The sequence below is a fragment of the Nesterenkonia maliinae genome, assembly GCF_051262655.1.
Classification (GTDB): domain Bacteria; phylum Actinomycetota; class Actinomycetes; order Actinomycetales; family Micrococcaceae; genus Nesterenkonia.
Genome location: NZ_JBIMEY010000001.1, coordinates 319,891 through 345,952, shown reverse-complemented (window position 1 = coordinate 345,952; position 26,062 = coordinate 319,891). Strand labels below are relative to the sequence as shown.

Genomic DNA, 26,062 nt, shown 5'->3' with positions numbered 1-26,062 from the left:
CGGCTCCCAGCGATCCGCGAAATCGACCGATGCCCGTTGACGTCGCGGAATTCCTGCTCGCCGTCTCCGGAGTCTCGGCGACTCTCCTCGGCACCTTCATCGTCGGAGTCTTCTTCTACCTGGACCTGTCCCACTACCGGTCGGCGACGAGCAAGACGATCCCGATCGACCGGTATATGCGCGTGGCCGTGCGGTGGGTGTTCGTCGCCTACTCGCTTCCGCTGCTCCTGCCGCTCGTGCTGGTCTTCGCCGAGCCGATCTGGGGTGCCCTGACGTTCCTCGCGCTCATCACCATGCTGCTCGCCGCCACGGTGGGCACTGTGCGGCAGATCGTGACTCAGGGCGGCGCCGGCTCATCGATGCCGCTGATCCTGAATGAATGGATCACGACCGTCGCGGTCCTCATCGCCTTCGTCCTGCCGTGGCTCATCGGCGGATGGACCCCGGCGCCTTCTGAGTACATCCCCTCACTGGTCATCACGATCGCCGCCGGCTTCGCGAGCACCGCCGCGCTTGTCATCAGCGAGTTCGACTCGACGATCGCGCTGCCGAACCCAGAGGAGAAACGTCGTCCCCGATCACGGCGCGGCACCCGCCGCGGCCACGCGGAGGAATCGCAGCACGCGCGCGCCAGCACGGGCATCAGGACAGCGGGAAGTCCCTCAGCTCGCGACGCGACCTGATCCCGAGCTTGCGGTAGATGCTCCGGAGGTGGGCCTCGATCGTGCGGGGACTCAGGAACAGCTGCGCACCCACTTCCCGAGAGGTGGCGCCCGTGGCCACCTGCCTCGCCACCTGCAGCTCCTGGGCCGTGAGCTCGCCGGTCGATGGCGTCGTGCGACGACGCGGGTGCTCACCGGTCGCGCGGAGCTCCTTAGCCGCTCGGGCCGCGAAGGCGTCTGCACCGATGCGGGAAAGCAGGTCGTGCGCCCTCCCCAGCTCTTTCCGGGCCTCCTGACGGCGGCCCTGACGACGCAGCCATTCCCCGTAGAGGAGATGGGCTCGCGCCGCTTCGCCGGTCAGTCGTGAGGCCTCGAGATGCTCGATGGCGGCGCGATACTGCACTTCGGCGGGCGGGCCGGAGAGTGTCAGTGCACGCGACCGCGCCTCCAGGCCACGAGCCCACGAGGTCTGGCAGGCGTGTGCACGGGTGCTCAGCTCCTCGAGGGCCCCGGCGGCGCTGTGCGGATCGCCCGCGCGGGTGGCTGCCTCGATCAGCTCTGCCAGGCCGACGCTGCTCAGCGACAGTGCGACGCATGCACATGTGATCGTCGCGGCGCGCTGCGCCTTCTCGTATTCGCCGAGGGCGTTGGCCAGCACAGCGGTCGCGTACGCTGCCAGCGCGACCTCGGCTCCATCGGCGGGATTGCCGCGGTCCCGCAAGGTGAGCTCCCGCAGCCTGGTCACGGTGTCAGCGTCACCCCGCCATGCCGACACGATGGTCTCGGCGTGGCGCATCGGCATTCCGCCGGTAGATGCCGAGATCGCGATCGACCGCCCGGCCATCTCACCGGCGCGGGTGAGCTCACCGCCGAGCGCCAGGATGTTGGCGTGGAAGTTGAGCGCACTGGCGAGACCCGACAGAGCTCCGTCCGCCCGGGCCGAGCGGACGTTCGCCTCTGCGAGACGATAGGCGAGGTCGTCGTCCAGGATGCCGACGGCGGCGCGCGCCGCCAGCCAGAGCCAGGACCGGTATCCCGGTGCCCGGGCATCTGAAGGATCGGCATCGCACACCGATCGCAGGGCGTCGCGGAGCAGAGGAACACCCTCGGCGAATCCTCGGATCAGCGTTGCCGACAGCGCGCCGAGCAGCCGGTCCACCGGTCGCCCGACGTGCGCGAGTGAGGGGTCCGCAAGGGCCGTCTCGGCGACGACTTGAGCCGTCGGACCACCGATCACGAGCGCCGCATCGAGGGCGTGGAGATGCGTCTCGTGAGCGAGGTCCGGATCGAACTCCGCCATGTCGCGTGAGGCATGCAGGAGCATCTCCGGAACGGTCTGATCTCGACTCAGATGGAAGCTGATCTGCGCCCGCAGCAGGGTCAGACGTGCGCGCTGAAACCCATCGAGAGGGCCCGCCTCGGCCGTCGCGAGCAGATCGAGCGCCGTGTCCGAGGCGCCTGACTCGTGCACGGCGCGGGCGGCCTCCAGAGCGCGTGCTGCCCGGGCGGCCGGATCCGGGGTCAGCTGCGTCGCTCGCAGCAGGAACGCTCCAGCGGCCGCATAGCCTCCGCGGGCTCGGGCGCGGGCGGCCGATCGCTCCAGCTCACCGGCGACGCGCTCGTCGACCCCAGGGGTCGCCTGGGCCGCATGCCAGGCCCGACGGTCCGGCTCCGACTCCGGATCGGTGACAGCCGCCAGGGCCGCGTGGGCGCGGCGACGATCGACCGGTCCTGCCGCTGTGTAGACGGCCGACCGCACGAGCGGATGCCGGAAGCGCACCCGGCTGCCGATCTCGAAGAGTCCGGCCGCCTCGGCGGGGGCAGCCGAGTCGGCCGCGATGCCGGAGTGACGGGCGGCGCGCTGGAGCAGCGTGGGATCCCCGGTCGGGTCCGCCGCGGCGAGCAGCAGCAGTCTCTGGCTCTCCTCGGGGAGCCCGTGTGAGCGATTCCGGTACTCGCTCTGGACGCGACCGGAGAGGTCTGAGAGATCGGGCTGCTGGAACCCGCCGGCGAGCCGGGCCGGCGGGGTGTGGGTGGGAAGCTCCACCAGGGCAAGCGGGTGGCCGCGCGTTTCGGCGATGATCCGTTCCCGCACGTCCTTGTCGAGGGGCACCGGGACGACCGAGTCCAGCAGCAGCCGGGCATCCGTGTCGCGGAGTCTCCTCAGGGGCAGTTCAGGCAGGCCGGTGAAGACTGTGGCTCCGGGCTCGCCGTCGCGGACGCCGAACACCATGGCCACCCGATCGGCTCCGATCCGGCGTGCGACGAAGGCGAGCACTTCGGCCGACGCGGGGTCGAGCCACTGAGCGTCGTCGACGAGACACAGCAGTCCGTTGCTCTCCGCTGCCTCGGAGACCAGCCCCAGAGCTGCCAGGCCCACCAAGAACCTGTCGGGCGCCGAGCCGGCCCTGCGACCGAGCGCGACGCCGAGAGCCAGCTGCTGCGGCTCAGGCAGCGTGGGCAACTGGTCCAGCAGGGGAGCACACACCTGATGCAGGCCCGCGTACGCGAACTGCGTCTCGGCCTCGATGCCCGTGGACGTCTCGATGCGGAAATCGAGCTCCAGGGCTCTGGTGTGCAGGTGCTCCAAGAGGGCCGTCTTGCCGACGCCGGCCTCGCCGCGCACCACGAGCGCGCCGCTGCGCCCGGCCCTCGCCTCGCCCAGCAGCTGCTCGACCCGGCGGCACTCCGCGTGCCGACCCAGAAGCACCGGCCGTCTCCTTCCGCCCAGGAACGATCCGCATCAAACCCTGTGCCTACAACAGCCATTATGACCGTTCTCGCAGAAGCCGGCTCGGAAACTTTCTCGGCAGGGGCCCGGAGCCCGCAGAAGGTTGACCGTGTGCCGGGAACACGGTGCAGAATCCCGTTGCAGGATCTGTCGGCGCGAGAAGGGCGTGGAGCAGCGCCGAGAACACACGTCAGAAGCCCGTCATGGGGAGGCCCACCATGAACAACTCCGCATCCCCACGCGTCCGTTCCACGGACCGGACCTCGGCGAACGCGGTCGACGGACGTGAGGCGCGCAAGGTGGCGCCCCGCCGAGCCGCTGCCACGTGGGATCCCCGGGTGCGTCAGATGTCCGCCCTGGACCGGCTGCGGGCCCAGGATGCCGTTCGCGACCCGGATCTCCTGCCACTGAGATACGCACGTATGGCCTCCTCACCGTGGACCTACCTGCGCGGGGCCGCCGCCGTGATGGCCGCGGACCTCGCCTCTGCGTCGCACTCTGGACTGAGAGTCCAGATGTGCGGCGACGCACACATCCTGAACTTCGGCTACTGGGCATCGCCGGAGCGGCGACTGCTCTTCGACGCCCGCGACTTCGACGAGACACTCCCCGGTCCCTTCGAATGGGATCTCAAGCGCCTCGCCACCAGCATCCACGTGCTCGTCGAGACAGAGACGATCGACCCCGCGTGCGCAGAAGACTCCGCCGCAGCAGCCGTCGACGGCTACCGCAAGGCCATGCGGCGCTGCGCCCGCATGGGCGAACTGGATGTCTGGTACGACCACATCGCGGTCGACGTGCCTCTGAAAGGCCTGGCCTCGGACTTCGCGGAGGTCACGGTCAGCTCCATCGAGAAGCGGGCGAAGAAGCGGACCCACCACGGCGCCGCACGGCAGCTCGTCGAGGAGGTGGACGGACGACCCCGCATTCGCCTGGACCCGCTGAAGCGGGTTGACGAGAACATGAGCCCCGAGCAGGTCACGAGAGCCTACGAGGAGGTCTACGACACGTACCTGGCCTCCATCCCTCCCCACCTGCGTCGACTCGTCGACCGGTTCACCCGAGCCGACTCGGTGCGCCAGATCGTCGGCGTGGGCAGCGTCGGCATGCGCGTGTGGCTGCACCTGCTTGAAGGTGACAGCGGCCGCCAGCCGCTCTTCTCGCAGGCGAAGCAGGCCGAGGCGTCTGTATACGAGCAGTTCCTCGGTCCCAGCGAGTTCGCGAACCACGGCGAACGCATCGTGGTCGGTCAGCGACTCATGCAGACAGCCAGCGACATCTTCCTGGGGCACATGCGAGTCGGCGGCATCGACTACTACGTGCGCCAGTTCCGCGACATGAAGGTCATCCCGCGCGGACACGAGATCGCAGGCTTCCTGCCGCAGTTCGCACGTGCGTGCGGCCAGGCACTCGCCAAATCGCATGCGCGCAGCGGTGATCCCGAAGCCATCGCCGGCTACATCGGAAAAGGCACGGCGTTCACTGACGGAATCCTGGACTACGCGCGTGCCTACGCGGGCCAGACTCGCACTGATCACAGCGCCTTGAGCGCAGCCATCGCGAGCGGGCACGTGGAGGCCGCGGAACGTGCATGGTGAACGGCCGCCGCGTGCCGCGGCCCTCGCCGCCGGACTTCTCCCGCACTGCTCCGACGCGCAGACGATCCGCACCACCCACGGGAGCGGCCCGGTGGAGTAAAGTTGTGGAACTGTCCAGCTCACGATCCCGAAGCGACCGGCTCCCATTCCATGACACAGCTTTCATGACCGCGGCAGCGCAGCTCCAGGTCTACCGGCAGCACACCAGCCGCGGCGCCGAAGCTGATCTTGAGCGGGCACTGACTCTGCTGAACCGCACCCGGGATGCTCAGCGCACCCCCGATGCGCAGCGCTCCCGGGATGCGGGCCGACCGGGCGAAGCTGGTATCGCTCCGCTGCTGCGGCTCTACCGGCCGGAACCCACGGTGGCCTTCGGGCAGCGGGATGAACGGCTGCCGGGCTTCGCCGCTGCGGCCCAGGTCTGCCAGGAGGAAGGCTTCACCCCGCTGGTGCGTCGCGCCGGGGGGCGTGCGGCGGCCTATCATCAGGGATCCCTGGTCATCGACCACATCGAGCCGGACCCCGATCCGATCCGGCACTCCCAGGCCAGGTTCACCGAGTTCGGCGAGCTGCTGCGCGAGGCGCTTCAGATCGCGGGCGTCTCGGCCCGCCTGGGTCCCATCCCGGGGGAGTACTGTCCGGGGGATCATTCGATCCACGGGGTCTCGAGGGTTCATCCTGACGTCAGGATCAAGCTCATCGGAACCGCCCAGCGGGTGATCAGCTCGGGCTGGCTCTTCTCCTCCTCGATCATCGTCGAGGACGGAGCGCCGATACGTCGGGTGCTCTCCCGGACCTATGCGGCGCTGGGGATTCCCTGGGACCCGCTCACGGCAGGTGCGATCACGGACCTGGGCGCAGACGCCACCGTGGAGACGATCGAAGCGGCGGTGCTGCAGGTCTACCGTCGGCACTGGACGCTGGAAGGGATCGACGAACCCTCGCCGATCCCTTCCAGCATCACAGCAGGCGCCTGACCAGCTCATCAGCCGATCACGTCACCAGCCGATCAGTTCAGCAGCTGATCGAATCAGTCGCAGGTCACTCGCCGCGATCGATCCATTCCTGCAACTTGGGTGACTCGGTCCCGATGGTGGTCGACGGGCCGTGCCCGGTGTTGACCAGCGTCTCGGCCGGCAGCTCCTGGAACAGTCGAGTCCGGATCGACTCGATGATGGTCTCGAAGCTGGAGTAGGACCGCCCGGTGGCGCCGGGGCCGCCGGAGAACAGCGTGTCTCCGGAGAACAGCACCGGCTGCGTGGTCCCGTCGGGGCCGGTCAGCGCCTCGGAGTAGAAGCAGGTGGACCCGGGGGAGTGGCCCGGAGTGTGGATGGCCACCAGGGTGGCGTCACCGACGGTGAAGACATCGCCGTCGCTGATGTGCACATCCGGCACGGTGCCCTCATGGACGGCGTCCCAGAGCATCTGATCCTCTGGGTTGAGGTGAATCCTGCCGCCGAGGCGCTTCTGCACCTCGAGGGCCTGACTGATGTGGTCGTCGTGCCCGTGGGTCAGCAGGATCGCGCTGACGGCACGTTCCCCCACGGCCTCCGCCACGGCGTCGGCGTCGTGGGCCGGGTCGATGATGATCACCTCGTGCTCGTCACCGATGATCCAGACGTTGTTGTCCACATCCCAGGTTCCGCCGTCGAGGGAGAAGGTTCCGGAGGTGACGAGATTCTCAAAGCTGGTGCTCATGGTGCTCCTCAATTCTGCGTGGAGGACTGCAGCTCGACGACCGAGCGCAGCACCTCGCCGCGGTTCATCGTGTCGAAGGCTTCCTGGACCTGGTCGAGGCTCACGCGTTCGGTGACGAAGGCGTCGAGGTCGAGGTTGCCGCTGCGGTAGTGGCTGACCAGCATGGGGAAGTCCCGGGAGGGCAGGCAGTCGCCGTACCAGGAGGACTTCAGCGAGCCGCCTCGGCCGAAGACGTCGGCCAGCGGCAGCTCCAGGGTGAGGGAGGGATCGGGCACCCCGACCAGCACCACGCGTCCGGCGAGATCCCGGGCGTAGAACGCCTGCTTATACGTCTCGGGCCGGCCCACGGCGTCGATGACCAGATCGGCGCCGAAGCCGCCGGTCATCTCGCGGATGGTCTCCACGGCGTCGGACTCGCTCGAATTGATCGTGTGGGTGGCGCCGAGCTCTGCGGCCTTGGCGAGCTTCCGCTCGTCCAGGTCCACCGCGATGATCGTGGTGGCTCCGGCCAGCTTCGCGCCGAGCACCGCGGCGGTGCCGACCCCGCCGGCGCCGATCACGGCGACGGACTCGCCGCGCTTGACCTCACCGGTGTTGATCGCGGCACCGATGCCAGCCATGATCCCGCAGCCGAGCAGTCCGACGGCGGCGTTGGACTCCGCGGGGACATCCTCGATCACGGTGCACTGTCCGGCGGCGACCAGGGTCTTCTCGGCGAAGGCTCCGATGCCCAGGGCCGCCTCCAGAGGGGTGCCGTCGGTCAGCGTCATCTGCTGCTGGGCGTTGTGGGTGTCGAAGCAGTACTTCGGCTCACCCTTGCGGCAGGCGCGGCATTCTCCGCAGACTGCACGCCAGTTCAGGATCACGGTGTCGCCGACCTTCACGTTGGTGACACCCTCACCGATCTTCGAGACCCGGCCGGTGGCCTCGTGGCCGAGCAGGTAGGGGAAGTTGTCGCCCACCTCGCCCTGCTGGTAGTGCTGATCGGTCTGGCACACGCCGCAGGTGAGGACATCGACCACGACCTCACCAGCGATCGGGTCCGGCACGATGATCTGCTCGAGAACGGCGGGACCGTTCTTCTCTTTGACGACGACGGCACTAACGGTCTGGGACATTGCCAGCTCCTAAATATCTGCAGGTCACACGTTCAGCGAGTCTTGCACGCCGGTTTCCACGATATCCCAGGAGCACCAGGCCGGACCTCAGCCGGTGAAGGCCTGAGGGAACTGCACGATGATGCTGCCCAGCACCACCAGGTAGATCAGCACGATGAACACCCACCACCAGTCAGCGGAGAACTTCTGCAGCCCGGGACCGGCCGGCAGCGCACCGGTGGCGATGTTGCGAGCCGTGACGATCACGAACATCGGGATGACCGCCGCCCACACCACCATGCAGTAGGGGCAGAGCGCACCGATGACGAACACGGCCTGGGACCAGAGCCAGATGCAGAAGCCCAGCGCGAAGGTGACGCCTGACTGAAGCCCCAGCCAGTACCAGCGCGGCAGCTGGACCCGGCCGAGGATGGTCACCGCGACCAGGATCGCGACCGGGAACCCGATCACGCCCAGGAAGATGTTGGGGAAGCCAAAGCTGGAGGCCTGCCAGGAGTCCATCACGAGCCCGCAGGAGACCCACGGGTTGATGTCGCAGGCCGTGGTGTAGTCAGCGTCCTGCCAGAGCTGGATGCGCTCGTGCATGAGCAGTCCGCTGGCCACCGCGCCGATCACAGAGGTCAGCAGAAGCCACAGTCCTACCGAGCGCGTGGAGGCGACGCGGGGGCGAATCAGCTGATCAGTCGGGTGTAAGGCCATGCGGGGATTCTACGCAAGATAACTGGAGGGGTATGCGATACTGAGTTGCATCGGCGAGCGGACCACACCCGCAGACCGAGAAGGCTTGCATGACGTCCCCTCAGCCTCAGAGATGCCGCCGTGAGAAACGTTCACAGCAGAGGACAGGGGAGCGATGAGCATCCGCTGGAAGGCCGCGCAGAGCGCGCTCCGAGAAGCATAGGAGCAGCGCCCGGAAAGCCGGTGGAGCTTGGAACATAGGTTTAAGACAACATCAGATACGTGGAACGAGCAGGTCGCACCCTTTGTGAGAGCCAGGGTCAACGCGACCGGCTGAATCCACCTAAGCAGAGCCGCAGACGCGGTGAGTGTGGCACCGTGGGAGCGGTCAGGAGCAATTCCATATAATGTCCCACCCCGAGACCCCCGCAGACGACGCCGCGGGCAGCAACGACATCTTCAATCCGTTCAGCGCTCCGCAGCCGTCGAAAGAGAGCTCCGAGCCCTCCCGCGGCGACGCTGATGCCCAAGAGGCCGAAGCCCCGCGGGCAGCCGTCCAGGACGACGCCGTGAGCGTCCTCTTCCAGGCACCGGATCTGGCCACCGTGAAGGCACGGACCCCGTCGAAGAGTCGCAGCGCCGACACCGACGACGCTGATGACCAGAACGACGACGAGCCCGAGTCCGGATCGCGTCGTCGCGGTTCGCGCCGCAGCGGCTCCTCTGCCGGGCGCCCGTCCCAGGACGACGCCGGTTCTTCCACGCAGAACAACGACACCCGGAACTACGACTCCGGTGGCAGTCGCTCGGAGGACCAGGATGCCGAGGACGAGGATTCCCAGGGTTGGGATTCACAGTCCGAGGATGACCAGGACGGTGACGGCCAGGGCCGTCGCTCGCGCCGGAAGCGTCGTCGCGGCGGGCGGAACAAGAACCGCAGCTCTGATGACTCCCAGGCCGACGACTCCGGATCCTCCGAATCCCAGTCCTCCGGCGGGAACAGCAGCTCGGGGAACAACAGCTCGGGGAACAACGACTCCAAGAACAGCGACTCCGACGACGCCGACTCCAGCGACTCGTCGAAGAACGGATCCGACTCAGAGAACCGCGCCGAGCGTCGGTCCGGCTCCGCCGATGACGAGGAGCCGGTGATCCGCAAGCGTCGTCGTCGTCGCCGTGGCAGCTCCGATCTCGAGGTCGAGTCCAACGAGGACGACGCGCACACCGTGACCCGGGTGCGCGCACCGCGTGAAGCCGCCGAGGCTCCGGCCTCGGACAAGGTCACCGGACTCAAGGGCTCCACCCGGCTCGAGGCCAAGCGCCAGCGTCGCCGGTCCTCCCGGGACACCGGACGCCGCCGCCAGGTCATCACCGAGGCCGAGTTCCTGGCCCGCCGGGAATCTGTGGACCGCAAGATGATCGTGCGCCAGCGCGGCGAGCGGATCCAGATCGGCGTGCTCGAGGACGGCGTGCTCGCGGAGCACTACGTCTCGCACACCACCCAGGACTCGCTGATCGGCAACGTCTATCTGGGTAAGGTCCAGAACGTGCTGCCCTCCATGGAGGCCGCGTTCGTTGACATCGGTCGGGGTCGCAACGCCGTGCTCTACGCCGGTGAGGTCGACTGGGCCGCCTGCCGCCTGAACGGGGGGCCGCGCAAGATCGAGAACGCTCTGAAGTCCGGGGACTCCGTGCTCGTCCAGGTCACCAAGGACCCGGTCGGACACAAGGGTGCCCGGCTGACCAGCCAGATCTCGCTGCCCGGCCGCTACCTGGTCTTCGTGCCCGGCGGCTCGATGACCGGCATCTCGCGGAAGCTGCCCGACACCGAGCGCGCCCGACTGAAGAAGGTCCTCAAGGACCACATGCCGGACAACGCCGGCGTGATCGTGCGCACCGCGGCGGAAGGCGCCTCCGAGGAGGAGCTGACCAACGACATCAACCGGCTGCGCGCGCTCTGGGCGCAGATCCAGCGCCAGGCCGATGACAAGAAGGTGCTCGCGCCGGAGCTCTTCTACGCCGAGCCCGACCTGACCATCAAGGTGGTCCGCGACGTCTTCAACGAGGACTTCTCCTCCATGGAGGTCCAGGGCGAAGAGACCTGGGACAACATCGAGGCCTATGTCACCTACGTCGCCCCGCACCTGCTCGACCGGCTCCAGCAGTGGATCCCGGAGGAGCAGCAGACCAACGACATCTTCTCCCACCACCGGATCGACGAGCAGCTGAACAAGGCGCTGGAGCGCAAGGTCAACCTGCCATCCGGCGGCTCGCTGGTCTTCGACCGCACCGAGGCCATGACCGTGGTCGACGTCAACACCGGCAAGTTCGTCGGCTCCGGCGGCAACCTCGAGGAGACCGTCACCAAGAACAACCTCGAGGCCGCCGAGGAGCTCGTCCGGCAGCTGCGGCTGCGCGACATCGGCGGGATCATCGTGGTCGACTTCATCGACATGGTCCTTGAGGTCAACCGTGATCTGGTGCTGCGCCGTCTGGTGGAGTGCCTGGGGCGTGACCGCACCAAGCACCAGGTCGCCGAGGTGACCTCGCTGGGTCTGATCCAGATGACTCGCAAGCGGATGGGCACCGGCCTGCTCGAAGTCTTCTCCGAGGACTGCGAGCACTGCGCGGGACGCGGCGTCATCACCCACGCCGAGCCGATCGAACACGGCGCCTCCTTCACCTCCCACGGCGACCCGCAGAAGGCCCGGGCGCCGAAGAAGCGCCGCAAGGCCAAGGGTCGTCGCCCGGAGGATGACAACGACTCCCAGCAGTCCACGCCCGAGGTCAGCGCCGAGGAGAAGGAGCGGCAGGAGAAGGCCCGGCAGGCCCTCGCCCAGGTCGCAGCCGCCACCGCCTCCAAGCACGCCGAGGAGGAGCAGCGCTCCTCCGGCGGCGACCGTGCCAAGGACGCCGAGCAGGACCCGGCTGGGCAGGACAAGGCTGGGCAGAACAACACCCGGAACGATGGCGACCGCTCCCACGAGAACGCCCAGTCCGGGTCCGCCAGCGGGTCCGGCACAGGCTCACGCCCGGCACGCCGTCGAGGCCGCCGCAGCGCCAGCCAGCCCGCGGGCAGCACTGCCCAGAGCACTGCAGGTCAGACTGAGACGGCCGGCCCAGCCGGCGACTCGGGCTCAGGCTCTGCCAAGAAGGAGTCCGGCACCTCCGACGCAGCGGCTCCGGCCGATGCTCCCGCCGAGAAGGTGCTGCGGATCGGAGGCGAGGAGGTGCCGCTGCCGCGCGCCGAGAAGCGCGAGCAGAAGGCGCCGGCCTCCGCAGGGGCCTCCGGCCAGGACAAGCTGGCCTCGCTGGACACCCTGGGTCAGGCGCTGGACTCGCGTGAACCGCGCAGCCCGGCCCCGACTCGTCGCCGTCGTCGTGCCGCTGGATCCGTCCAGGGCGCCTCCGGTGAGGTCCAGCACATCGCCGCCGCGCAGAAGCCGGAGGGCAAGACCTTCTCCTCGGCTGCGGCCGAGCAGGGTGCTGCCGAGACCCCAAAGAAGAAGCCGGCCAGCGAACCGGTGATGTTCGGCGTCGGGGTCAAGGCCGAGGAGATCGTCCGCCCCGAGTAGCCGGCGGGCCGAGCCTGTCTCCCCTCCTGGGGGAGCGGGCTCGGCCAACTTGCCGTCCATGGGGTACTGGCGTAGGGTTGATCCTTGGTGTTGTAGGCACCAACATGTCTTCCGTGCAGCTTGACGGAGAATCTCCATCGAGGAGAATCCGCCGCCGAGATGCACGATTGGTTTAGTCCGAAATGATCATCGAGAGAAGTGAGTCCCAAGTGGTGTACGCGATTGTCCGCGCTGGCGGCCGCCAGGAAAAGGTTTCCGTTGGAGACCTCGTGACCGTTGACCGAGTTCCGGGCGCGGCAGGCAGCACCATTAAGCTGCCGGCAGTGATGCTGGTGGACGGGGACAAGGTCACTACCGCAGCAGATGAGCTCGCCAAGATCACGGTTGAGGCCGAGGTCCTGGAGAACCTGCGCGGTAAGAAGATCGTCATTGAGAAGTTCAAGAACAAGACCGGCTACCGCAAGCGCCAGGGTCACCGTTCTGAGCTCACCCGCATCAAGGTGACCTCGATCGCCTGAGGCGATCAAGGTTCGCAGATTCCCCGTTCTTCCCGAGAGGTAGGCAGACCCAATGGCACATAAAAAAGGTGCGAGCTCGACTCGCAACGGCCGCGATTCCAACGCACAGTACCTGGGCGTGAAGCGCTTCGGCGGCCAGAATGTCTCCGCTGGTGAGATCCTGATCCGCCAGCGCGGCACCAAGTTCCACCCCGGCGTCAACGTCGGACGCGGTGGCGATGACACCCTCTTCGCACTGGCAGAAGGCGCCGTCGAGTTCGGCAGCCGTCGCGGTCGGAAGGTCGTCAACATCGTCCCAGCAGCCTGATCCAGGCCTGCACAGACGTTTCGCACGTAAAGTCGAGGGTGGGCCCACTTGATGGGCCCACCCTCGACTTGTCTTAAGTCAGAATATTCTTCAAGGAGTCTCCAGCCATGGCACATTTCGTCGACCGAGTGGTCCTCCACACCACAGGCGGTAACGGTGGCCACGGCTGCGTCTCCGTGCACCGCGAGAAGTTCAAGCCCCTGGGCGGGCCCGACGGCGGCAACGGCGGTGACGGCGGCTCCGTGGTCCTCGTGGTCGACCCACAGACCACCACGCTGCTGGAATACCACCACCGGCCCCACCGCCACGGCGAGAACGGGGGAGTGGGCCAGGGCGATCTCCGCCACGGCACCCGCGGTCCTGTGCTGGAGCTGCCCGTGCCTGAGGGCACCGTGGTCAAGGATCGCGACGGCCGCGTGCTGGCCGACCTGGTCGAGCCCGGGGCCCGCTACACGGTCTCCGAAGGCGGACAGGGCGGTCTGGGCAACGCCTCACTCGCCTCGAAGAAGCGCAAGGCCCCCGGCTTCGCGCTGCTCGGCACCCCCGGTGAGGCCAACGACATCGTCCTGGAGCTGAAGTCCGTCGCGGACATCGCCCTGGTCGGGTTCCCCTCCGCCGGCAAGTCCAGCCTGATCGCCGCGATGAGCGCCGCGCGGCCCAAGATCGCCGACTATCCCTTCACCACCCTGGTGCCCAACCTGGGCGTCGTGGAGGCCGGAGACACCCGCTTCACCGTCGCCGATGTGCCCGGGCTCATCCCCGGCGCCGCCGAGGGCAAGGGCCTGGGTCATGAGTTCCTGCGCCACGTGGAGCGCTGCGCCGCCCTGGTGCATGTGCTCGACTGCGCCTCCCTGGAGAGCGACCGCGACCCGCTGGGCGATCTGGACGCCATCGAGGCCGAGCTCGCCGCCTACGCGCCGGACAAGGTCGAAGGAGCCGGCGGCACCGAGGACAACTCCTCCAACGCCGTCCCGCTCAATGAGCGGCCCCGACTGATCGCGCTGAACAAGACCGACCTGCCCGACGGCGCCGCGATGGCCGAGATGGTCCGCGCCGACCTGACCGACCGCGGCTACCGGGTCTTCGACGTCTCCGCGCTGAACCGCGACGGCCTGCGCGACCTCGGCTTCGCCATGGCCGAACTGGTCCTCGAGGCCCGCGCCCAGCGCGAGATCGAGCCCGCCCCGGTGCCGGTGACCGTGCGGCCCCGCTCGGTGAACCGCAAGCAGTTCACCGTCACCGCCGAGTCCAAGGGCGGCGAGCCGCTGTGGCGCGTCCGCGGAGACAAGCCCGAGCGCTGGATCCTGCAGACCGACTTCGGCAACGACGAAGCGGTCGGCTACCTCGCCGACCGGCTGGTCGCCGTGGGCATCGAGGACGCACTCTTCAAGCAGGGCGCCAAGCCGGGCGAGGCCGTGGTCATCGGCTCGGAGCAGGACGGTGTGGTCTTTGACTGGGAGCCCACCATGGCCGCCGGTGCCGAGCACCTCGGTGGTCCCCGCGGCACCGACCTGCGCCTGGACGACCACTCCCGCCCCACCCGTGCGGAGAAGAAGCAGGAACAGGCGGACCGCCGCGCCGCGAAGGTCGCCACCCGCGCCGAGATGGACGTGGAGTACCGCACCCAGAACGGCGTGCCGACCAAGCGCAAGGACGACGGGGCGCCCACCAGCGTCACCGACGAGGACGGCGTGGAGATCTTCTACCCGCACGGCAACCCAGATGATCTGCAGGACGAGGGCTTCGGCACTGATGAGGCGGAGGCCGACCGGCCATGAGCACGCCCCGGCTGACCGCGTCCATGGTCACCTCCCGCACCGACCTGGTCAACGCCCGGCGCGTCGTGGTGAAGATCGGGTCCTCCTCACTGACCACCCTTGACGGGGGGATCTCCGTGGACGCGCTGAACCGGCTGGTCGCCGACCTGCAGGTGCTGCGTGACCGCGGCACCGAGGTCGTGCTGGTCTCCTCCGGGGCGATCGCCGCGGGGCTCGCCCCGTTGGGTCTGGGGACCCGGCCGGCCGACCTCGCCACCCAGCAGGCCGCGGCCGCCGTCGGCCAGGGGCTGCTGCTGGCGCACTACACCCGTGCCTTCGCGCAATATCGGACCACGGTCTCGCAGGTGCTGCTGACCGTGGAGGACCTGATGCGGCGCACCCAGTACACCAACGCGCTGCGCACCTTGGAGAAGCTGCTCAGCCTCGGTGCGGTCCCAGTCGTCAACGAGAATGACGCGGTGGCCACCCATGAGATCCGCTTCGGCGACAATGACCGGCTCGCCGCGCTGACCGCGAACCTTCTGCGTGCCGACGCGCTGATCCTGCTCTCCGACGTGGACGCGCTCTACGACGGACCCCCGGAGAAGGGCGGTTCACCGGTCTCCCAGGTCTCCGGTCCGGAGGACCTCACCGGGGTGACCCTGGGTCGGCGCGGCAAGGCCGGAGTCGGCACGGGCGGCATGGTGACCAAGGTCGAGGCTGCCCAGATCGTCGCTTCCAGCGGCATCCCGGCGCTGCTCACCTCCGCGCCCAACGCCCGCCGGCTCTTTCACGGCGAGCACGTGGGCACCTTTTTCGAAGCCCGTGGCCGACGCCGCGGCGCCCGGTCTGCGTGGATCGCGCACCTCGCGCACCCCAAGGGTCAGCTGAGCATCGACGACGGAGCCGTGGCCGCCGTCGTGGAGGGACGCCGTTCCCTGCTGCCGGCGGGGATCCTCTCGCTCAGCGGCGACTTTGAAGCCTCGGACCCGGTGGAGATCATCGACCGGGCAGGGACCGTCCGGGCCAGGGGACTGGTGGGGTATTCCTCCACCGAGCTCCCGAAGATGCTGGGCCGGTCCACCGCCGAGCTGGGCACCGACCTGGGCCCGGAATATGAACGTGCAGTGATTCACGCAGATGACATCGTCCGCATCGAGACTAGGCTGTGAGCATGGCAGAAGATCAGCAGACCCAGCAGACCGAGACCGCCTCGACGGAGACAGCCTCCACTGAGGACGTCGCCGAGGGCATCCGCGAGGTCGCCCAGCGCGCCCGCGAAGCCTCCCGGGGGCTGCGCGGCCTCGACCGCGAGCACAAGGACCGGACACTCGCCGCCGTGGCCTCCGGCCTGCGCGAATCCGTGGCCTCGCTCACGGCGGCCAACCAGGAGGACCTCGACCGAGGCCGGGAAGCGGGCCTCAGCCGCTCCCTGTTGGACCGACTGGCGCTCAGCGAAGACCGCATCGAAGCTCTCGCCGCCGCCGTCGAGGAGATCATGGGTCTCAGCGACCCGGTCGGCCGGGTGCTCCAGGGCCGGACCCTGCCCAACGGGCTGCGCCTGACCCAGGTCAGCGTCCCCCTCGGAGTCATGGGCGTCATCTACGAGGCTCGTCCCAACGTCACCGTGGACATCGCCGCGCTGGGCCTGAAGTCCGGCAACGCCGTCATCCTGCGCGGCGGATCGGCCGCGCAGAAGACCAACGAGATGCTGCTGGCGATCATCCGTGAGGCACTGCGCACCACTGCGGTGCCCGCGGACGCGGTCCAGTCCATCGACGGCTTCGGACGTGAGGGCGCGACCGCCCTGATGACCCAGCGTGGATCCGTGGACGTGCTCATCCCGCGCGGAGGCCACGAGCTCATCCAGCACGTGGTGCAGAACTCCCGGGTGCCGGTCATCGAGACCGGCGTGGGCAACGTCCACATCTACATCGACGCCCACGCCGACGCCGAGACCGCACGCAACATCGTGGTCAATGCCAAGACCTCACGACCCAGCGTCTGCAACGCCGCCGAGACGCTGCTGCTGCACGCCGATGCCGCCGACGCCGGCCAGGAGGTCCTGCGCGGGCTGCTGCGCAGCGGCGTGAACCTGCATGTGGACGCGCGCGCCCGGGAATGGCTGCCCGCCACTCAGCCCGAGAGCCTCACCGAGGACCCGGTGAAGTTCGGCACCGTCACCGAGGTCACCGAGGACGACTACGCCACCGAATACCACGATCTGGAGATGGCGGTCGGAGTGGTGGACTCGCTCGATGACGCCATCGCCCACATCACCCGCTTCTCCACCGGCCACACCGAAGCCATCGTCACCGACTCGGTCACCAATGCCGACCGCTTCGTCGCCGAGGTGGATGCGGCCGCCGTGATCGTCAACGCCTCCACCCGCTTCACCGACGGCGGACAGTTCGGACTCGGTGCCGAGGTGGGCATCTCCACCCAGAAGATGCACGCCCGGGGCCCCATGGGCATGGCCGAGCTGACCACCACCAAGTGGGTCGTGCGCGGCGAGGGCCAGGTCCGCGCCTGATTCGGCGTACACTGGGGACCGATCAATCCACGTTCATCCCATGTGAGGGAGAAGCATGCTCAACCTGCACGTCATCGCCACCGTCCTCGGGGCAGAAGCCGAGGAGACCAGCGCGCTGCCGATCGATGCCCTCTGGTTCGGACTGATCATGTTCGCGCTCCTGATGTTCCTGCTGCTGATCACCGTGAGCTTCGCCAATAAGGGCCGCGAGCTCCCCGCCGCACCCCACAGCGATCACTGACCCTCTTGGCTGAACGTCACCCGCGCGCCGCGGCGACCTCAGAGCGTGCATCAGGTCGGCTGCGACTGGGAATCATGGGTGGCACCTTCGACCCGATCCACCACGGGCACCTGGTCGCGGCCAGCGAGGTGGCGACCGAGTTCGCGCTCGATGAGGTGATCTTCGTCCCCACCGGTGAGCCGTGGCAGAAGGTTGGCCGCGAGGTCGCGCCCGCTGAGCATCGCTACCTGCTGACCGTCGTCGCCACGGCGGCGAACCCCCGCTTCACCGTCTCGCGCGTGGACATCGACCGAGGGGGAGCGACCTACACCATCGACACGCTGCGCGACTTCCGCGAGATGTATCCGGACGCTGAGCTCTTCTTCATCACCGGCGCCGATGCGATGGCTCAGATCATGTCCTGGAAGAACGTCGACGAGCTCTGGGAGCTCGCGCACTTCGTCTCGGTGACCCGTCCCGGCTACGTCTCCGAGGATTTCGGCCGGACCAAGGAGATCTCCCTGATGGAGATCCCGGCAATGGCGATCTCCTCCACCGACTGCCGGGAGCGAGTCCGCGGAGAGAAGCCCGTCTGGTACCTCGTGCCCGACGGTGTCGTACAGTACATCGCCAAGCACCGGCTGTACCAGCCAGAGTCTGCTGACTCAGCGCGTTGAGTGCCTCGCATGCTCGCGCTGCGGCCTACGATGGTCATTGGCGCTTCATCGTCGAGACCGAATTGATTCAGGGACATGTTTCGACTCGGACAGCATTGTCTGACCAGGCACTTCAGGAGGCTGCACGATGACCGCAGAGAACACCGGGCCGAACCTCGCGCCAAGTGGCGATGACCTGCGCGCCCGCTACCTTCCGGTCTCACGCAAGGAGCTGCGCCGCCGCCGGGAAGCCGAGCTGAAGCAGTCCCGCCGCGGGAAGCCCAAAAAGGCAGCGGCCGCGGTCCCCGGGCCGTCCCTCGCTGACGAGAGTCCGGATGAGCCGATCCTGGACGACTCCGTCCTGACCGGCAGGGCTGTTGACCAAGAGGCCGAGAGGGAAGGCGATGTCCCTGCTGATGCGCCGGATGCTGACGTGTCATCACCAGGCGCTGAAGTTGATCCTGGCTCCAACAGCTCCCTGTCCTCCAACGCTGTTCCCGGGTTCACGACCGGCTCGGAGTCCGCCAGCGGAACCACCTCCAGTGGTGCGCCGGTCACACCCTGGGGATTCACGCTTCCGTCTTCGGCTGCGGACCCGTCCGCCGCCTCGGTCCCCGTGGCCGCCGCGGAGGCGGACCTGGCACAGGCTGAACCGACGACCGAAGACGCGGAACAGGATCTCTCCGAGACGCCGGCCTCCACAGAGCCGGCCGACGAGCAGACCGATCCCGAGGCCTCCGAGGACTCGGCCATCCAGGACACCGCTGCGGATGCCGCTGGTGCCGAAGGTGACGTTCCTCACGACCAGGTCCTCGAGGATCAGGGTCCTGAGGATGAGGTTCCCGACGTCCAGACAGCCGAGGATGGGACCGCGGAGGAACCGGATCTCAACGAGGAGGACGGCGCCCCGGTCCCCGCGGACAGGCTCACCGAGCTGCAGGAGCTCAACGCGGCCGTGGCCGCCGCGGATGATCCGCACCGCGTGGACCCGGAGCTGCTGAAGAAGCAACAGGCCCTCGCCGCCCGTGCGATGCGGGCCAATCAGGAGCGGCTGCGCGAGGAACAGCTCGAAGCGGACCCGGATGCGAAAGAAGGCCGTGGTGGCGCGGGCCCCGAGTCCGTGATCATCACGCGCAAGACCCTGCGGGGCCACATGGACTCTGACGAGTCCCCCGAGCCCTCCGACCACGCGACCGGTGCCATCGAGCCGATCCAGGCGCGCGGAGCTCATGGTCTCGAAATCGACGCGATGGTCGAACACAGCACGCGCCAGGGAGCGCGCCAGTCCATGATGGGCTGGCTCGTGATCATCCTTGCCGTGCTTCTGATCATCACCGTCGGCGTTGTACTCTCATTCATCCTCTAAGCTTGGACGTCATGGCTATCACCGAACTTGTGCTCTCTGAACTCCGCACCGCGGCCTCTGCGGCTGCGGACAAACTCGCGACGAACATCGTCGGGCTGGACGTGGGGGAGCGACTCGGCATCACCGACGCCTTCCTGGTCTGCTCCGCACCCTCTGAACGGCAGATCGGCGCCATCGTCGATGAGGTCGAGCGTCAGCTCAAGGAGGTCCACGACTCCTCGCCGCTGCGCCGTGAGGGCCGCGGCACCGGCACGTGGGTGCTGCTGGACTATGGACATATGGTCATCCACGTCCAGCACGAGGAGGAGCGGGCGGTCTACGGACTCGACCGGCTCTACGCCGACGTCGACAAGGTCGATCTGCAGCTTCCCGACGCGCCCTGACCAAGGACGTATAGCTCCATGTCAGCGACTGGGCCGGGTGATTCTCCTGCAGCTGGGCGCCGATTTGCGCAGCGATTCGGGTTCACAGTACAGTAGGGGAGTTGCCGCGGCGCAGATGCTGAGCCGGGGCGATGATCTGGGGGTATGGCGCAGCTGGTAGCGCGTCCGCATGGCATGCGGAAGGTCAGGGGTTCGAATCCCCTTACCTCCACCAGAGTGAAGCAGGTCCGGAGTCCCTACAGGGCTCCGGACCTTTTTCGTGTGCCCGCCCGCTGGGGCGCTGACCAGCCCGTTGCCTGCGCTCAGCGCGGTGCCCACAGGCCCGGGACGTGTCTGTGGCGTGTCCCTGGGCAGGAGTAGGGTGGAGGCAGACGTCACACCCAATCTCGGAGGTTCTCCTATGCAGCATCGTGTCCTTGGTCGCACCGGCCGCGAAGTGTCCACCATCGGCCTCGGCACCTGGCAGTTCGGCGGGGACTTCGGTCACGTCGAGGAATCCGACGCCAATGCCGTCATGGACGCCGCAGCCGAGCACGGCGTCACCATGTTCGACACCGCGGACGTCTATGGTGACGGCCTCAGCGAGCAGCTCATCGGCAAGTGGCTGACCAAGAACCCGGAATGGACGGGCCTGGTCGCCACCAAGATGATCCGCCGCGCCGAAGCACCCAGCCTGGAACACGCCACCGCCGAGAACTTCCAGGCCTGGATCGACCGATCCCGGAAGAACCTCGGCCGTGACACCCTGGACCTGGTGCAGCTGCACTGCCCCGATGACGATGTCTTCAGCTCAGACGCCGTCTTCGACCGCCTGGATGCGCTGGTCGAATCGGGTGCCATCGCGCACTACGGGGTCAGCGTGGAGACCGTGGACCAGGCACTCAGCGCCATCGCCCGCCCCAACGTCGCCTCGGTGCAGATCATCCTCAACGCCTTCCGGCAGAAGCCGCTGGAGAAGGTCCTGCCGGCGGCGCGGGAAGCCGGAGTCGGCATCATTGCGCGCGTTCCGCTCGCCAGCGGTCTGCTCAGCGGGCGCTACACGAAGGACACCACCTTCGAAGACACCGACCACCGCAGCTACAACCGATCCGGTGAGGCCTTCGATGTGGGAGAGACCTTCTCCGGAGTGGACTTCGCCACCGGCGTCGAGGCTGCCGCGCAGTTCACCGAACTCGCAGAGCAGGAGGGGCTGAAGCCGACGACGGCGGCGCTTGCCTGGATCATCCAGTCCTCCGGCGTGAGCACCGTCATCCCGGGGGCGCGCAACGCGAAGCAGGCCAGTCAGAACGCCGAGGCCGGCGCCGCACCGCAGCTTTCGGATGATTTCCGGGCAGCCGTGCGGAAGCTCTACGTCGACAAGATCGCTCCCTCGGTCCACGAACGCTGGTGAACCCTGCAGCGGACTCCGCGCACTGAGCACCCAGACCAGACACCACCGAGCAGGAGAAGCTATGCGCATCGCCGTCATCGGAGCCACGGGAAACGTCGGAACAGCGGTGCTGCGGCACCTCAACACCCGCCCCGAGGTGGACAGCGTGCTGGGCATCGCCCGCCGACTCCCCGACACCGACGCCGCTCCGTATGCGGAGGTGACGTGGCATCGAGCAGACATCCAGTACCCGGAGGTCGTGCCGGACCTGGCAGAGGCGCTCTCGGGCTGTGACCCGGTGATCCATCTGGCCTGGCTGATCCAGCCCAACAGTCAGCGCAGCCTGCTGCGTCGGGTCAATGTGGAGGGCACCCGGCACGTGCTCGATGCGGCGGCCCAGGCAGGGGTGCCCCAAGCAGTCGTCGCCTCCTCGGTCGGGGTCTACTCTCCGGCCGAGGACGACGTCGCTCACGACGAGCAGTGGCCCACCGAAGGCATCCCCGGGTCCCACTACAGCGAGGACAAGGTCGCCCAGGAGCGCGTCATGGACGAGTTCCTGGCCGAACATCCGGACTTCTCGCTTGCCCGCCTGCGCCCGGGTCTGGTCTTCCAGCGCGAGGCCGGCTCAGAGATCCAGCGCTACTTCGCCGGTCAGCTGGCCCCGGTGCAGCTGCTGAAGCTGTTCAGGCCCCCGGTGGTCCCGGTGCCCGGCGGCATCCGGACCCAGGCGGTGCATGCAGATGACCTGGCGGCGGCGTACGCACAGGCCGCGATCCTCGGCGCCGAGGGTGCCTTCAACATCTGCGCCGATGACCTGCTCGACGGCGATGCCATCGCGACGGTCGTCTCCGGCGACAAGACTCCCGGAGTCAAGCTTCCACTGCCCGGCGCGGCGCTGCGCCCGCTGATCAAGGCCGCGCACCGGGCTCGGATCCTTCCCACCGACGAGGGCTGGCTGGACATGGGGCTGCATGTGCCGGTGATGGACAGCTCGCGGGCGAAGAAGGAGCTTCACTGGGCACCGGCATACTCGGGTGCGCAGGCGCTGGAGGAGCTCGTCCAGGGCATGGCCGCTGGCGTCGGTGCAGCGTCCCTGCCGCTGCGCCCCCGAGACCTCGACGAGTCGGACCGGCCCGAGCTTCCCGGCGCGGAGCACGAGCTCGGTGAGGAGGTCGACGCCGTGCTGATGCGTCAGTACATGGCCGATCACCTCGCCGGGGCCACCGGCGGCACGAACCGGATCAAGCGGATGGCGGCGGACTACGTGGACACCCCGGTCTTCCCTGAGATCTCCGAGGTCGCCGAAGCCATCCGGCGAGAACGCGGCTTTCTGGTCCAGCTCATCCAGCGGCAGGGCTTTCCCACATCCCCGGCCTCCACCACCATCGCTTGGGTGGGGGAGCGGGTCGGACAGCTCAAGCCCAACGGTCGGCCCCCCGGAGGACGCTCTCCCTCCACGCTGGTGGTGGAGGCGGAGATGATGATCACCGCCGTGACCGGAAAGCTGCATGGCTGGAAGGTCATGCGGGACCACGCCGAGGCTCTCGGGGTCGAGCCGGCTGTGTTCCAAGGACTGATCAATGATGCGGAGAACCAGCGGGAGCAGCTGGAGACGGTCCACGAATACGCGCGCCACCGGGCTTTCCGGAAGGACCGGGACACGTTCGAGAAGACACGCTGAGCGAGTAGTTCTGAACTACTCGTAATAACTTGTCGAGCTTGCTAAGCTCAGAGAGTCCACCCCATAGGCCTGCTCGCCACGAGTCGGGCTCGTCAGAGTCCTTTTGCGTCCATGAGACGTGGGGGACCTGGCTGCAGCGAAGAGGAGAGCGAATTGGCACAGACCGATCCGATCCTGACCACTCGACAGGGCCACCCTGTCGCCAATAACCAGAACCAGCGCACCGTGGGAAGCCGCGGACCCGCCACGCTGGAGAACTACCAGTTCCTCGAGAAGATCAGCCACTTCGACCGGGAGCGCATCCCGGAGCGCGTGGTCCACGCTCGTGGATTCGTCGCCTACGGCGAGTTCGAGGCCACCGGCATGATCGGTGACGAGCCGGCGTCGAAGTACACCCGCGCCAAGCTCTTCCAGGAGGCTGGCAAGAAGACCGACCTGGCCATCCGCTTCTCCACCGTCATCGGTGGCCGCGACTCCTCCGAGTCTGCCCGGGACCCTCGCGGCTTCGCTGTGAAGTTCTACACCGAAGACGGCAACTGGGACCTCGTGGGCAACAACCTGCCGGTGTTCTTCATCCGCGATGCGATCAAGTTCCCCGACGTGATCCACTCGCTGAAGCCGGACCCCATCACTTTCCGCCAGGAGCCCAACCGCATCCTGGACTTCATGAGCCAGACTCCCGAGTCGATGCACATGCTGACCCACCTCTTCAGCCCCCGCGGCATCCCGGCGACATACCGCCACATGGAGGGCTTCGGCGTCAACACCTACAAGATGGTCAACGCCGAGGGCGAGACCGTCCTGGTGAAGTACCACTTCCACCCCCGCGCCGGCGTCGCCTCGATGACCGAGGCGGAGTCCGCCAAGGTGCAGGGCCAGGACCTGGGCCACGCCTCGAAGGACCTCTTTGAGGCCATCGAACGCGGCGACTTCCCGCAGTGGGACGTCCACGTCCAGATCATGGAAGACCACGATCACCCCGAGCTCGGCTGGGATCCGCTGGATGACACCAAGATCTGGCCCGAGGATCAGTTCCCGCTGCGCAAGATCGGCGTCATGACGTTGAACCGCAACGTGGACGACCACCACAATGAGAACGAGCAGATCGCCATGGGCACCGGTGTCCTGGTCGACGGACTGGACTTCTCCGACGACAAGATGCTGGTGGGACGCACGTTCTCCTACTCGGACGCCCAGCGCTACCGGGTGGGCCCGAACTACCTCCAGCTCCAGGTCAACCAGCCCAAGGGCCGTGACGGCAAGGTCTACACGAACCAGCGCGGGGGACTGATGTCCTTCGGCAATGACGTGCACCCTGAGCAGAACCCGCACGTGAACTACGAGCCGTCCATCCACAACGGACTCCACGAGTCACCGGAGGCGCAGCCCAACAACGCCCCAGCCGTCAGTGGTCAGGTGACACAGGCGAACCTGGATCGCCGCAATGACTACCTGCAGGCCCGGGGCCGCTACAACACCATGATGGACTGGGAGCGCGATGAGCTGATCAACGTGCTCACCGGCATGTTGGAGCAGTCGGAGCGCGACGTGCAGGAGCGCATCGTCTGGCACTTCCTCATGATCCACGACGACTACGGTCAGCGGATCGCGAAGAACATCGGCCTCACCGTGGACGACGTGAAGCACCTGCAGCCCCTTCCGGTGCAGAACTTCACCGAGGAAGAGACACAGCGCCTTGCCAACCTCGGCAACAATGGCGACACCATCGACCCCGAGCAGTGGGGCCGCTGGACCGGTTCTGTGGAGAACCGGCAGGCCTCCGGGGAAGACGTGCTCGCAGGCACGCTGGGAACCCCCAGCTACAGCGAGTGACGATTCGAGACGTCTGAGCACCCGCTGAGACAGTGATGGCCGGGAACCCCGCGGGGTTCCCGGCCATCACTGTCTGCGGGCACTTTGCGGGACGATCTCAGCCCGGCTCATCAGTGGCACGTCACCTCGGCGCCGCTCAGTGATTGCGCAGCGCGTCGATCAGTTCGTCCTTCTTCAAATCCGAATAGCCGGTGAGGCCGAGCTCCTTGGCTCGGTCCCGCAGCTGCGCCACGGTCCGGTCCTCGTAGTTCGACGCCTCACCACCCTTCTCGCCCTCACTGCTGCGACCTTCTTTCGCAGCGGCGTTGGCGATGCGGGCGGACTTCTCTTTGGAGTTGTCCTCCTCGCGAAGACGTTCGTAGAGCTCCTCATCCTTCACGCTTGACCGGGCCATGACGAGAATCCTTTCCTAGTGCGAGCTGGAACAAGGCTCGGGCTCAGAAGCCTTTTCCGCCGGTCACCGGGATGACCGAGCCGGAGACATAGGACGCCTCTTCGCTGGCGAGGTAGACGTACGCCCCGGCAAGCTCGGCTGGCTGCCCCGGTCGACCAAGGGGAGTGTCCTGACCGAACGCAGCGATGCCGTCGAACCCGGTGGCGGGGATCAGCGGAGTCCAGATCGGTCCCGGTGCGACACCGTTGACCCGGACGCCCTTCTCGGCGAGCTCGGCCGCCATCGACTCGATGAAGGCGACCTGAGCCGCCTTGGACATCGCGTAGTCGAAGAGCACCGGCTTGGGGCCGACCGCTTGGATCGACGTCGTCACGATGATGGACGCACCAGGGTTCAGATGGGGCACCGCCTCGCGGGTGATGACGATATGGGCGATCAGGTTCGTCTCGAAGACCTTGCGGACCTCGGCGGTCGGTGTCGAGTCGACGCCGTCGCGCGCCCGCTGGTAGGCGGCGTTGAGGATCAGCACATCGAGCCCGCCGAGGTCTTCGACGGCGCGGCGAACGATGCCCACGGCGGCATCCTCTTCGGTGATGTCCACCGGGTAGGTGGCGCACGCTCGGCCAGCCTCGCGAACATGCTGCGCGGTGACCTGCGCATCCTCCTCCTCGGCGGGGAGGTAGGCGATCGCGATGTCTGAGCCTTCACGGGCGAACGCGATCGCGACGGCGCGCCCGATGCCGGAATCGCCGCCGGTGATCAGGGTCTTGCGGCCCTTGAGCCGGCCATGACCGACCCAGCTCTCCTCGCCGTGATCGGGCTCCGGCGCGGTCTTGCCGGTCAGCCCGGGCTGATCCGCCTGCTCCTGCTCGGGAAGGTCGCTGTGGCGATATTTCGTGCGGGGATCCTGCTGGGCATATGGATCGGTCGTCATGACTGCATTCCTTCAGGGGTGTTGGGGCCGACCCGAGGTCGGCTCGGCCTG

Annotated in this window: 22 protein-coding genes and 1 tRNA gene; 17 read left to right on the top strand and 6 right to left on the bottom strand. The window is 67.6% G+C overall.

Annotation, left to right across the window (positions count from 1 at the left end; genetic code table 11):
- Positions 1–29: 29 nt before the first annotated feature.
- Positions 30–683: a hypothetical protein gene (locus ACHAA4_RS01500; protein ID WP_435772425.1), complete on the top strand. Its 654-nt coding sequence runs from the start codon at positions 30–32 to the stop codon at positions 681–683.
- Here the strand turns inward: ACHAA4_RS01500 and ACHAA4_RS01495 are convergent.
- Positions 643–3,372: an AAA family ATPase gene (locus tag ACHAA4_RS01495; protein WP_435772424.1), complete on the bottom strand. Its 2,730-nt coding sequence runs from the start codon at positions 3,370–3,372 to the stop codon at positions 643–645. The two genes, ACHAA4_RS01500 and ACHAA4_RS01495, sit on opposite strands and share 41 nt — an antisense overlap.
- 239 nt (positions 3,373–3,611) lie before the next feature.
- Between ACHAA4_RS01495 and ACHAA4_RS01490 the strand changes: the two genes are divergently transcribed.
- Both ACHAA4_RS01490 and ACHAA4_RS01485 read left to right on the top strand, forming a co-directional pair.
- A complete protein-coding gene (locus tag ACHAA4_RS01490) occupies positions 3,612–4,991 on the top strand; it encodes a DUF2252 domain-containing protein (protein WP_435772423.1) in 1,380 nt (459 codons plus the stop codon).
- Positions 4,992–5,155: 164 nt separating this feature from the next.
- Positions 5,156–5,968 carry a lipoate--protein ligase family protein gene (locus ACHAA4_RS01485; RefSeq protein ID WP_435772422.1) on the top strand — a complete coding sequence of 271 codons (813 nt, stop codon included), beginning with the start codon at positions 5,156–5,158 and terminating at the stop codon, positions 5,966–5,968.
- A gap of 64 nt (positions 5,969–6,032) precedes the next feature.
- Here the strand turns inward: ACHAA4_RS01485 and ACHAA4_RS01480 are convergent, their stop codons facing one another.
- The 3 genes from ACHAA4_RS01480 to ACHAA4_RS01470 form a co-directional block, all read right to left on the bottom strand.
- Positions 6,033–6,689 (bottom strand): MBL fold metallo-hydrolase, encoded by a 657-nt coding sequence (locus ACHAA4_RS01480; RefSeq protein WP_435772421.1) that lies wholly within the window; start codon positions 6,687–6,689, stop codon positions 6,033–6,035.
- An 8-nt stretch (positions 6,690–6,697) separates the two neighbouring features.
- Entirely contained in the window at positions 6,698–7,807 is a 1,110-nt protein-coding gene (locus ACHAA4_RS01475) for an S-(hydroxymethyl)mycothiol dehydrogenase (RefSeq protein ID WP_435772420.1), read from the bottom strand.
- An 87-nt stretch (positions 7,808–7,894) separates the two neighbouring features.
- Entirely contained in the window at positions 7,895–8,506 is a 612-nt protein-coding gene (locus ACHAA4_RS01470) for a vitamin K epoxide reductase family protein (protein WP_435772419.1), read from the bottom strand.
- Between the two features lie 386 nt (positions 8,507–8,892).
- Between ACHAA4_RS01470 and ACHAA4_RS01465 the strand changes: the two genes are divergently transcribed.
- From ACHAA4_RS01465 to ACHAA4_RS01400, 14 genes are all read left to right on the top strand, one after another.
- Positions 8,893–12,060: an Rne/Rng family ribonuclease gene (locus ACHAA4_RS01465; RefSeq protein ID WP_435772418.1), complete on the top strand. Its 3,168-nt coding sequence runs from the start codon at positions 8,893–8,895 to the stop codon at positions 12,058–12,060.
- Between the two features lie 209 nt (positions 12,061–12,269).
- Complete coding sequence (gene rplU / locus ACHAA4_RS01460; protein ID WP_036475557.1) at positions 12,270–12,578, top strand: 50S ribosomal protein L21; 309 nt, start codon at positions 12,270–12,272, stop codon at positions 12,576–12,578.
- A gap of 52 nt (positions 12,579–12,630) precedes the next feature.
- Positions 12,631–12,885 carry a 50S ribosomal protein L27 gene (gene rpmA / locus ACHAA4_RS01455; protein WP_036475435.1) on the top strand — a complete coding sequence of 85 codons (255 nt, stop codon included), beginning with the start codon at positions 12,631–12,633 and terminating at the stop codon, positions 12,883–12,885.
- A gap of 107 nt (positions 12,886–12,992) precedes the next feature.
- A complete protein-coding gene (gene obgE, locus ACHAA4_RS01450) occupies positions 12,993–14,663 on the top strand; it encodes a GTPase ObgE (RefSeq protein WP_435772417.1) in 1,671 nt (556 codons plus the stop codon).
- The gene (gene proB, locus ACHAA4_RS01445) at positions 14,660–15,814 is read left to right on the top strand and encodes a glutamate 5-kinase (RefSeq protein ID WP_435772416.1); all 1,155 of its coding nucleotides are present in this window, start codon (positions 14,660–14,662) and stop codon (positions 15,812–15,814) included. The genes obgE and proB overlap by 4 nt, the downstream gene beginning before the upstream one ends.
- Before the next feature lie 2 nt (positions 15,815–15,816).
- Positions 15,817–17,175 (top strand): glutamate-5-semialdehyde dehydrogenase, encoded by a 1,359-nt coding sequence (locus tag ACHAA4_RS01440; protein ID WP_435772415.1) that lies wholly within the window; start codon positions 15,817–15,819, stop codon positions 17,173–17,175.
- A gap of 55 nt (positions 17,176–17,230) precedes the next feature.
- Positions 17,231–17,416, top strand: a complete 186-nt coding sequence (locus tag ACHAA4_RS01435; RefSeq protein WP_106123020.1) for a hypothetical protein — start codon at positions 17,231–17,233, stop codon at positions 17,414–17,416.
- 59 nt (positions 17,417–17,475) lie between these two features.
- Entirely contained in the window at positions 17,476–18,072 is a 597-nt protein-coding gene (gene nadD, locus ACHAA4_RS01430; RefSeq protein ID WP_435772969.1) for a nicotinate-nucleotide adenylyltransferase, read from the top strand.
- A 127-nt stretch (positions 18,073–18,199) separates the two neighbouring features.
- Positions 18,200–19,417 (top strand): hypothetical protein, encoded by a 1,218-nt coding sequence (locus tag ACHAA4_RS01425; RefSeq protein WP_435772414.1) that lies wholly within the window; start codon positions 18,200–18,202, stop codon positions 19,415–19,417.
- An 11-nt stretch (positions 19,418–19,428) separates the two neighbouring features.
- Positions 19,429–19,800: a ribosome silencing factor gene (rsfS, locus tag ACHAA4_RS01420; protein WP_435772413.1), complete on the top strand. Its 372-nt coding sequence runs from the start codon at positions 19,429–19,431 to the stop codon at positions 19,798–19,800.
- A 138-nt stretch (positions 19,801–19,938) separates the two neighbouring features.
- Positions 19,939–20,014 (top strand) — tRNA-Ala (locus ACHAA4_RS01415).
- Positions 20,015–20,200: 186 nt separating this feature from the next.
- Positions 20,201–21,190: an aldo/keto reductase gene (locus tag ACHAA4_RS01410; protein ID WP_435772412.1), complete on the top strand. Its 990-nt coding sequence runs from the start codon at positions 20,201–20,203 to the stop codon at positions 21,188–21,190.
- A gap of 61 nt (positions 21,191–21,251) precedes the next feature.
- Positions 21,252–22,850 carry an NAD-dependent epimerase/dehydratase family protein gene (locus ACHAA4_RS01405; RefSeq protein ID WP_435772411.1) on the top strand — a complete coding sequence of 533 codons (1,599 nt, stop codon included), beginning with the start codon at positions 21,252–21,254 and terminating at the stop codon, positions 22,848–22,850.
- A gap of 153 nt (positions 22,851–23,003) precedes the next feature.
- Positions 23,004–24,683, top strand: coding sequence for a catalase (locus tag ACHAA4_RS01400; protein WP_435772410.1), 1,680 nt, complete (start codon positions 23,004–23,006; stop codon positions 24,681–24,683).
- 136 nt (positions 24,684–24,819) lie between these two features.
- On the opposite strand, the gene ACHAA4_RS01395 is transcribed toward ACHAA4_RS01400, so the two are convergent.
- Together ACHAA4_RS01395 and ACHAA4_RS01390 are read right to left on the bottom strand one after the other, a co-directional pair.
- Positions 24,820–25,077, bottom strand: coding sequence for a DUF7218 family protein (locus tag ACHAA4_RS01395; protein WP_435772409.1), 258 nt, complete (start codon positions 25,075–25,077; stop codon positions 24,820–24,822).
- Between the two features lie 43 nt (positions 25,078–25,120).
- Positions 25,121–26,011, bottom strand: a complete 891-nt coding sequence (locus ACHAA4_RS01390; protein WP_435772408.1) for an SDR family oxidoreductase — start codon at positions 26,009–26,011, stop codon at positions 25,121–25,123.
- Positions 26,012–26,062: the final 51 nt, after the last annotated feature.

What these genes read in the sequence shown, in the direction of transcription:
- ACHAA4_RS01500 (WP_435772425.1), top strand. Translation starts at nt 30, where the DNA reads ATGCCCGTTGACGTCGCGGAATTCCTGCTCGCCGTCTCCGGAGTCTCG.
- ACHAA4_RS01490 (WP_435772423.1), top strand. Translation starts at nt 3,612, where the DNA reads ATGAACAACTCCGCATCCCCACGCGTCCGTTCCACGGACCGGACCTCG.
- ACHAA4_RS01485 (WP_435772422.1), top strand. Translation starts at nt 5,156, where the DNA reads ATGACCGCGGCAGCGCAGCTCCAGGTCTACCGGCAGCACACCAGCCGC.
- ACHAA4_RS01480 (WP_435772421.1), bottom strand. Translation starts at nt 6,689, where the DNA reads ATGAGCACCAGCTTTGAGAATCTCGTCACCTCCGGAACCTTCTCCCTC.
- ACHAA4_RS01475 (WP_435772420.1), bottom strand. Translation starts at nt 7,807, where the DNA reads ATGTCCCAGACCGTTAGTGCCGTCGTCGTCAAAGAGAAGAACGGTCCC.
- ACHAA4_RS01470 (WP_435772419.1), bottom strand. Translation starts at nt 8,506, where the DNA reads ATGGCCTTACACCCGACTGATCAGCTGATTCGCCCCCGCGTCGCCTCC.
- ACHAA4_RS01465 (WP_435772418.1), top strand. Translation starts at nt 8,893, where the DNA reads ATGTCCCACCCCGAGACCCCCGCAGACGACGCCGCGGGCAGCAACGAC.
- rpmA (WP_036475435.1), top strand. Translation starts at nt 12,631, where the DNA reads ATGGCACATAAAAAAGGTGCGAGCTCGACTCGCAACGGCCGCGATTCC.
- obgE (WP_435772417.1), top strand. Translation starts at nt 12,993, where the DNA reads ATGGCACATTTCGTCGACCGAGTGGTCCTCCACACCACAGGCGGTAAC.
- proB (WP_435772416.1), top strand. Translation starts at nt 14,660, where the DNA reads ATGAGCACGCCCCGGCTGACCGCGTCCATGGTCACCTCCCGCACCGAC.
- ACHAA4_RS01440 (WP_435772415.1), top strand. Translation starts at nt 15,817, where the DNA reads ATGGCAGAAGATCAGCAGACCCAGCAGACCGAGACCGCCTCGACGGAG.
- ACHAA4_RS01435 (WP_106123020.1), top strand. Translation starts at nt 17,231, where the DNA reads ATGCTCAACCTGCACGTCATCGCCACCGTCCTCGGGGCAGAAGCCGAG.
- ACHAA4_RS01425 (WP_435772414.1), top strand. Translation starts at nt 18,200, where the DNA reads ATGACCGCAGAGAACACCGGGCCGAACCTCGCGCCAAGTGGCGATGAC.
- rsfS (WP_435772413.1), top strand. Translation starts at nt 19,429, where the DNA reads ATGGCTATCACCGAACTTGTGCTCTCTGAACTCCGCACCGCGGCCTCT.
- ACHAA4_RS01410 (WP_435772412.1), top strand. Translation starts at nt 20,201, where the DNA reads ATGCAGCATCGTGTCCTTGGTCGCACCGGCCGCGAAGTGTCCACCATC.
- ACHAA4_RS01405 (WP_435772411.1), top strand. Translation starts at nt 21,252, where the DNA reads ATGCGCATCGCCGTCATCGGAGCCACGGGAAACGTCGGAACAGCGGTG.
- ACHAA4_RS01395 (WP_435772409.1), bottom strand. Translation starts at nt 25,077, where the DNA reads ATGGCCCGGTCAAGCGTGAAGGATGAGGAGCTCTACGAACGTCTTCGC.
- ACHAA4_RS01390 (WP_435772408.1), bottom strand. Translation starts at nt 26,011, where the DNA reads ATGACGACCGATCCATATGCCCAGCAGGATCCCCGCACGAAATATCGC.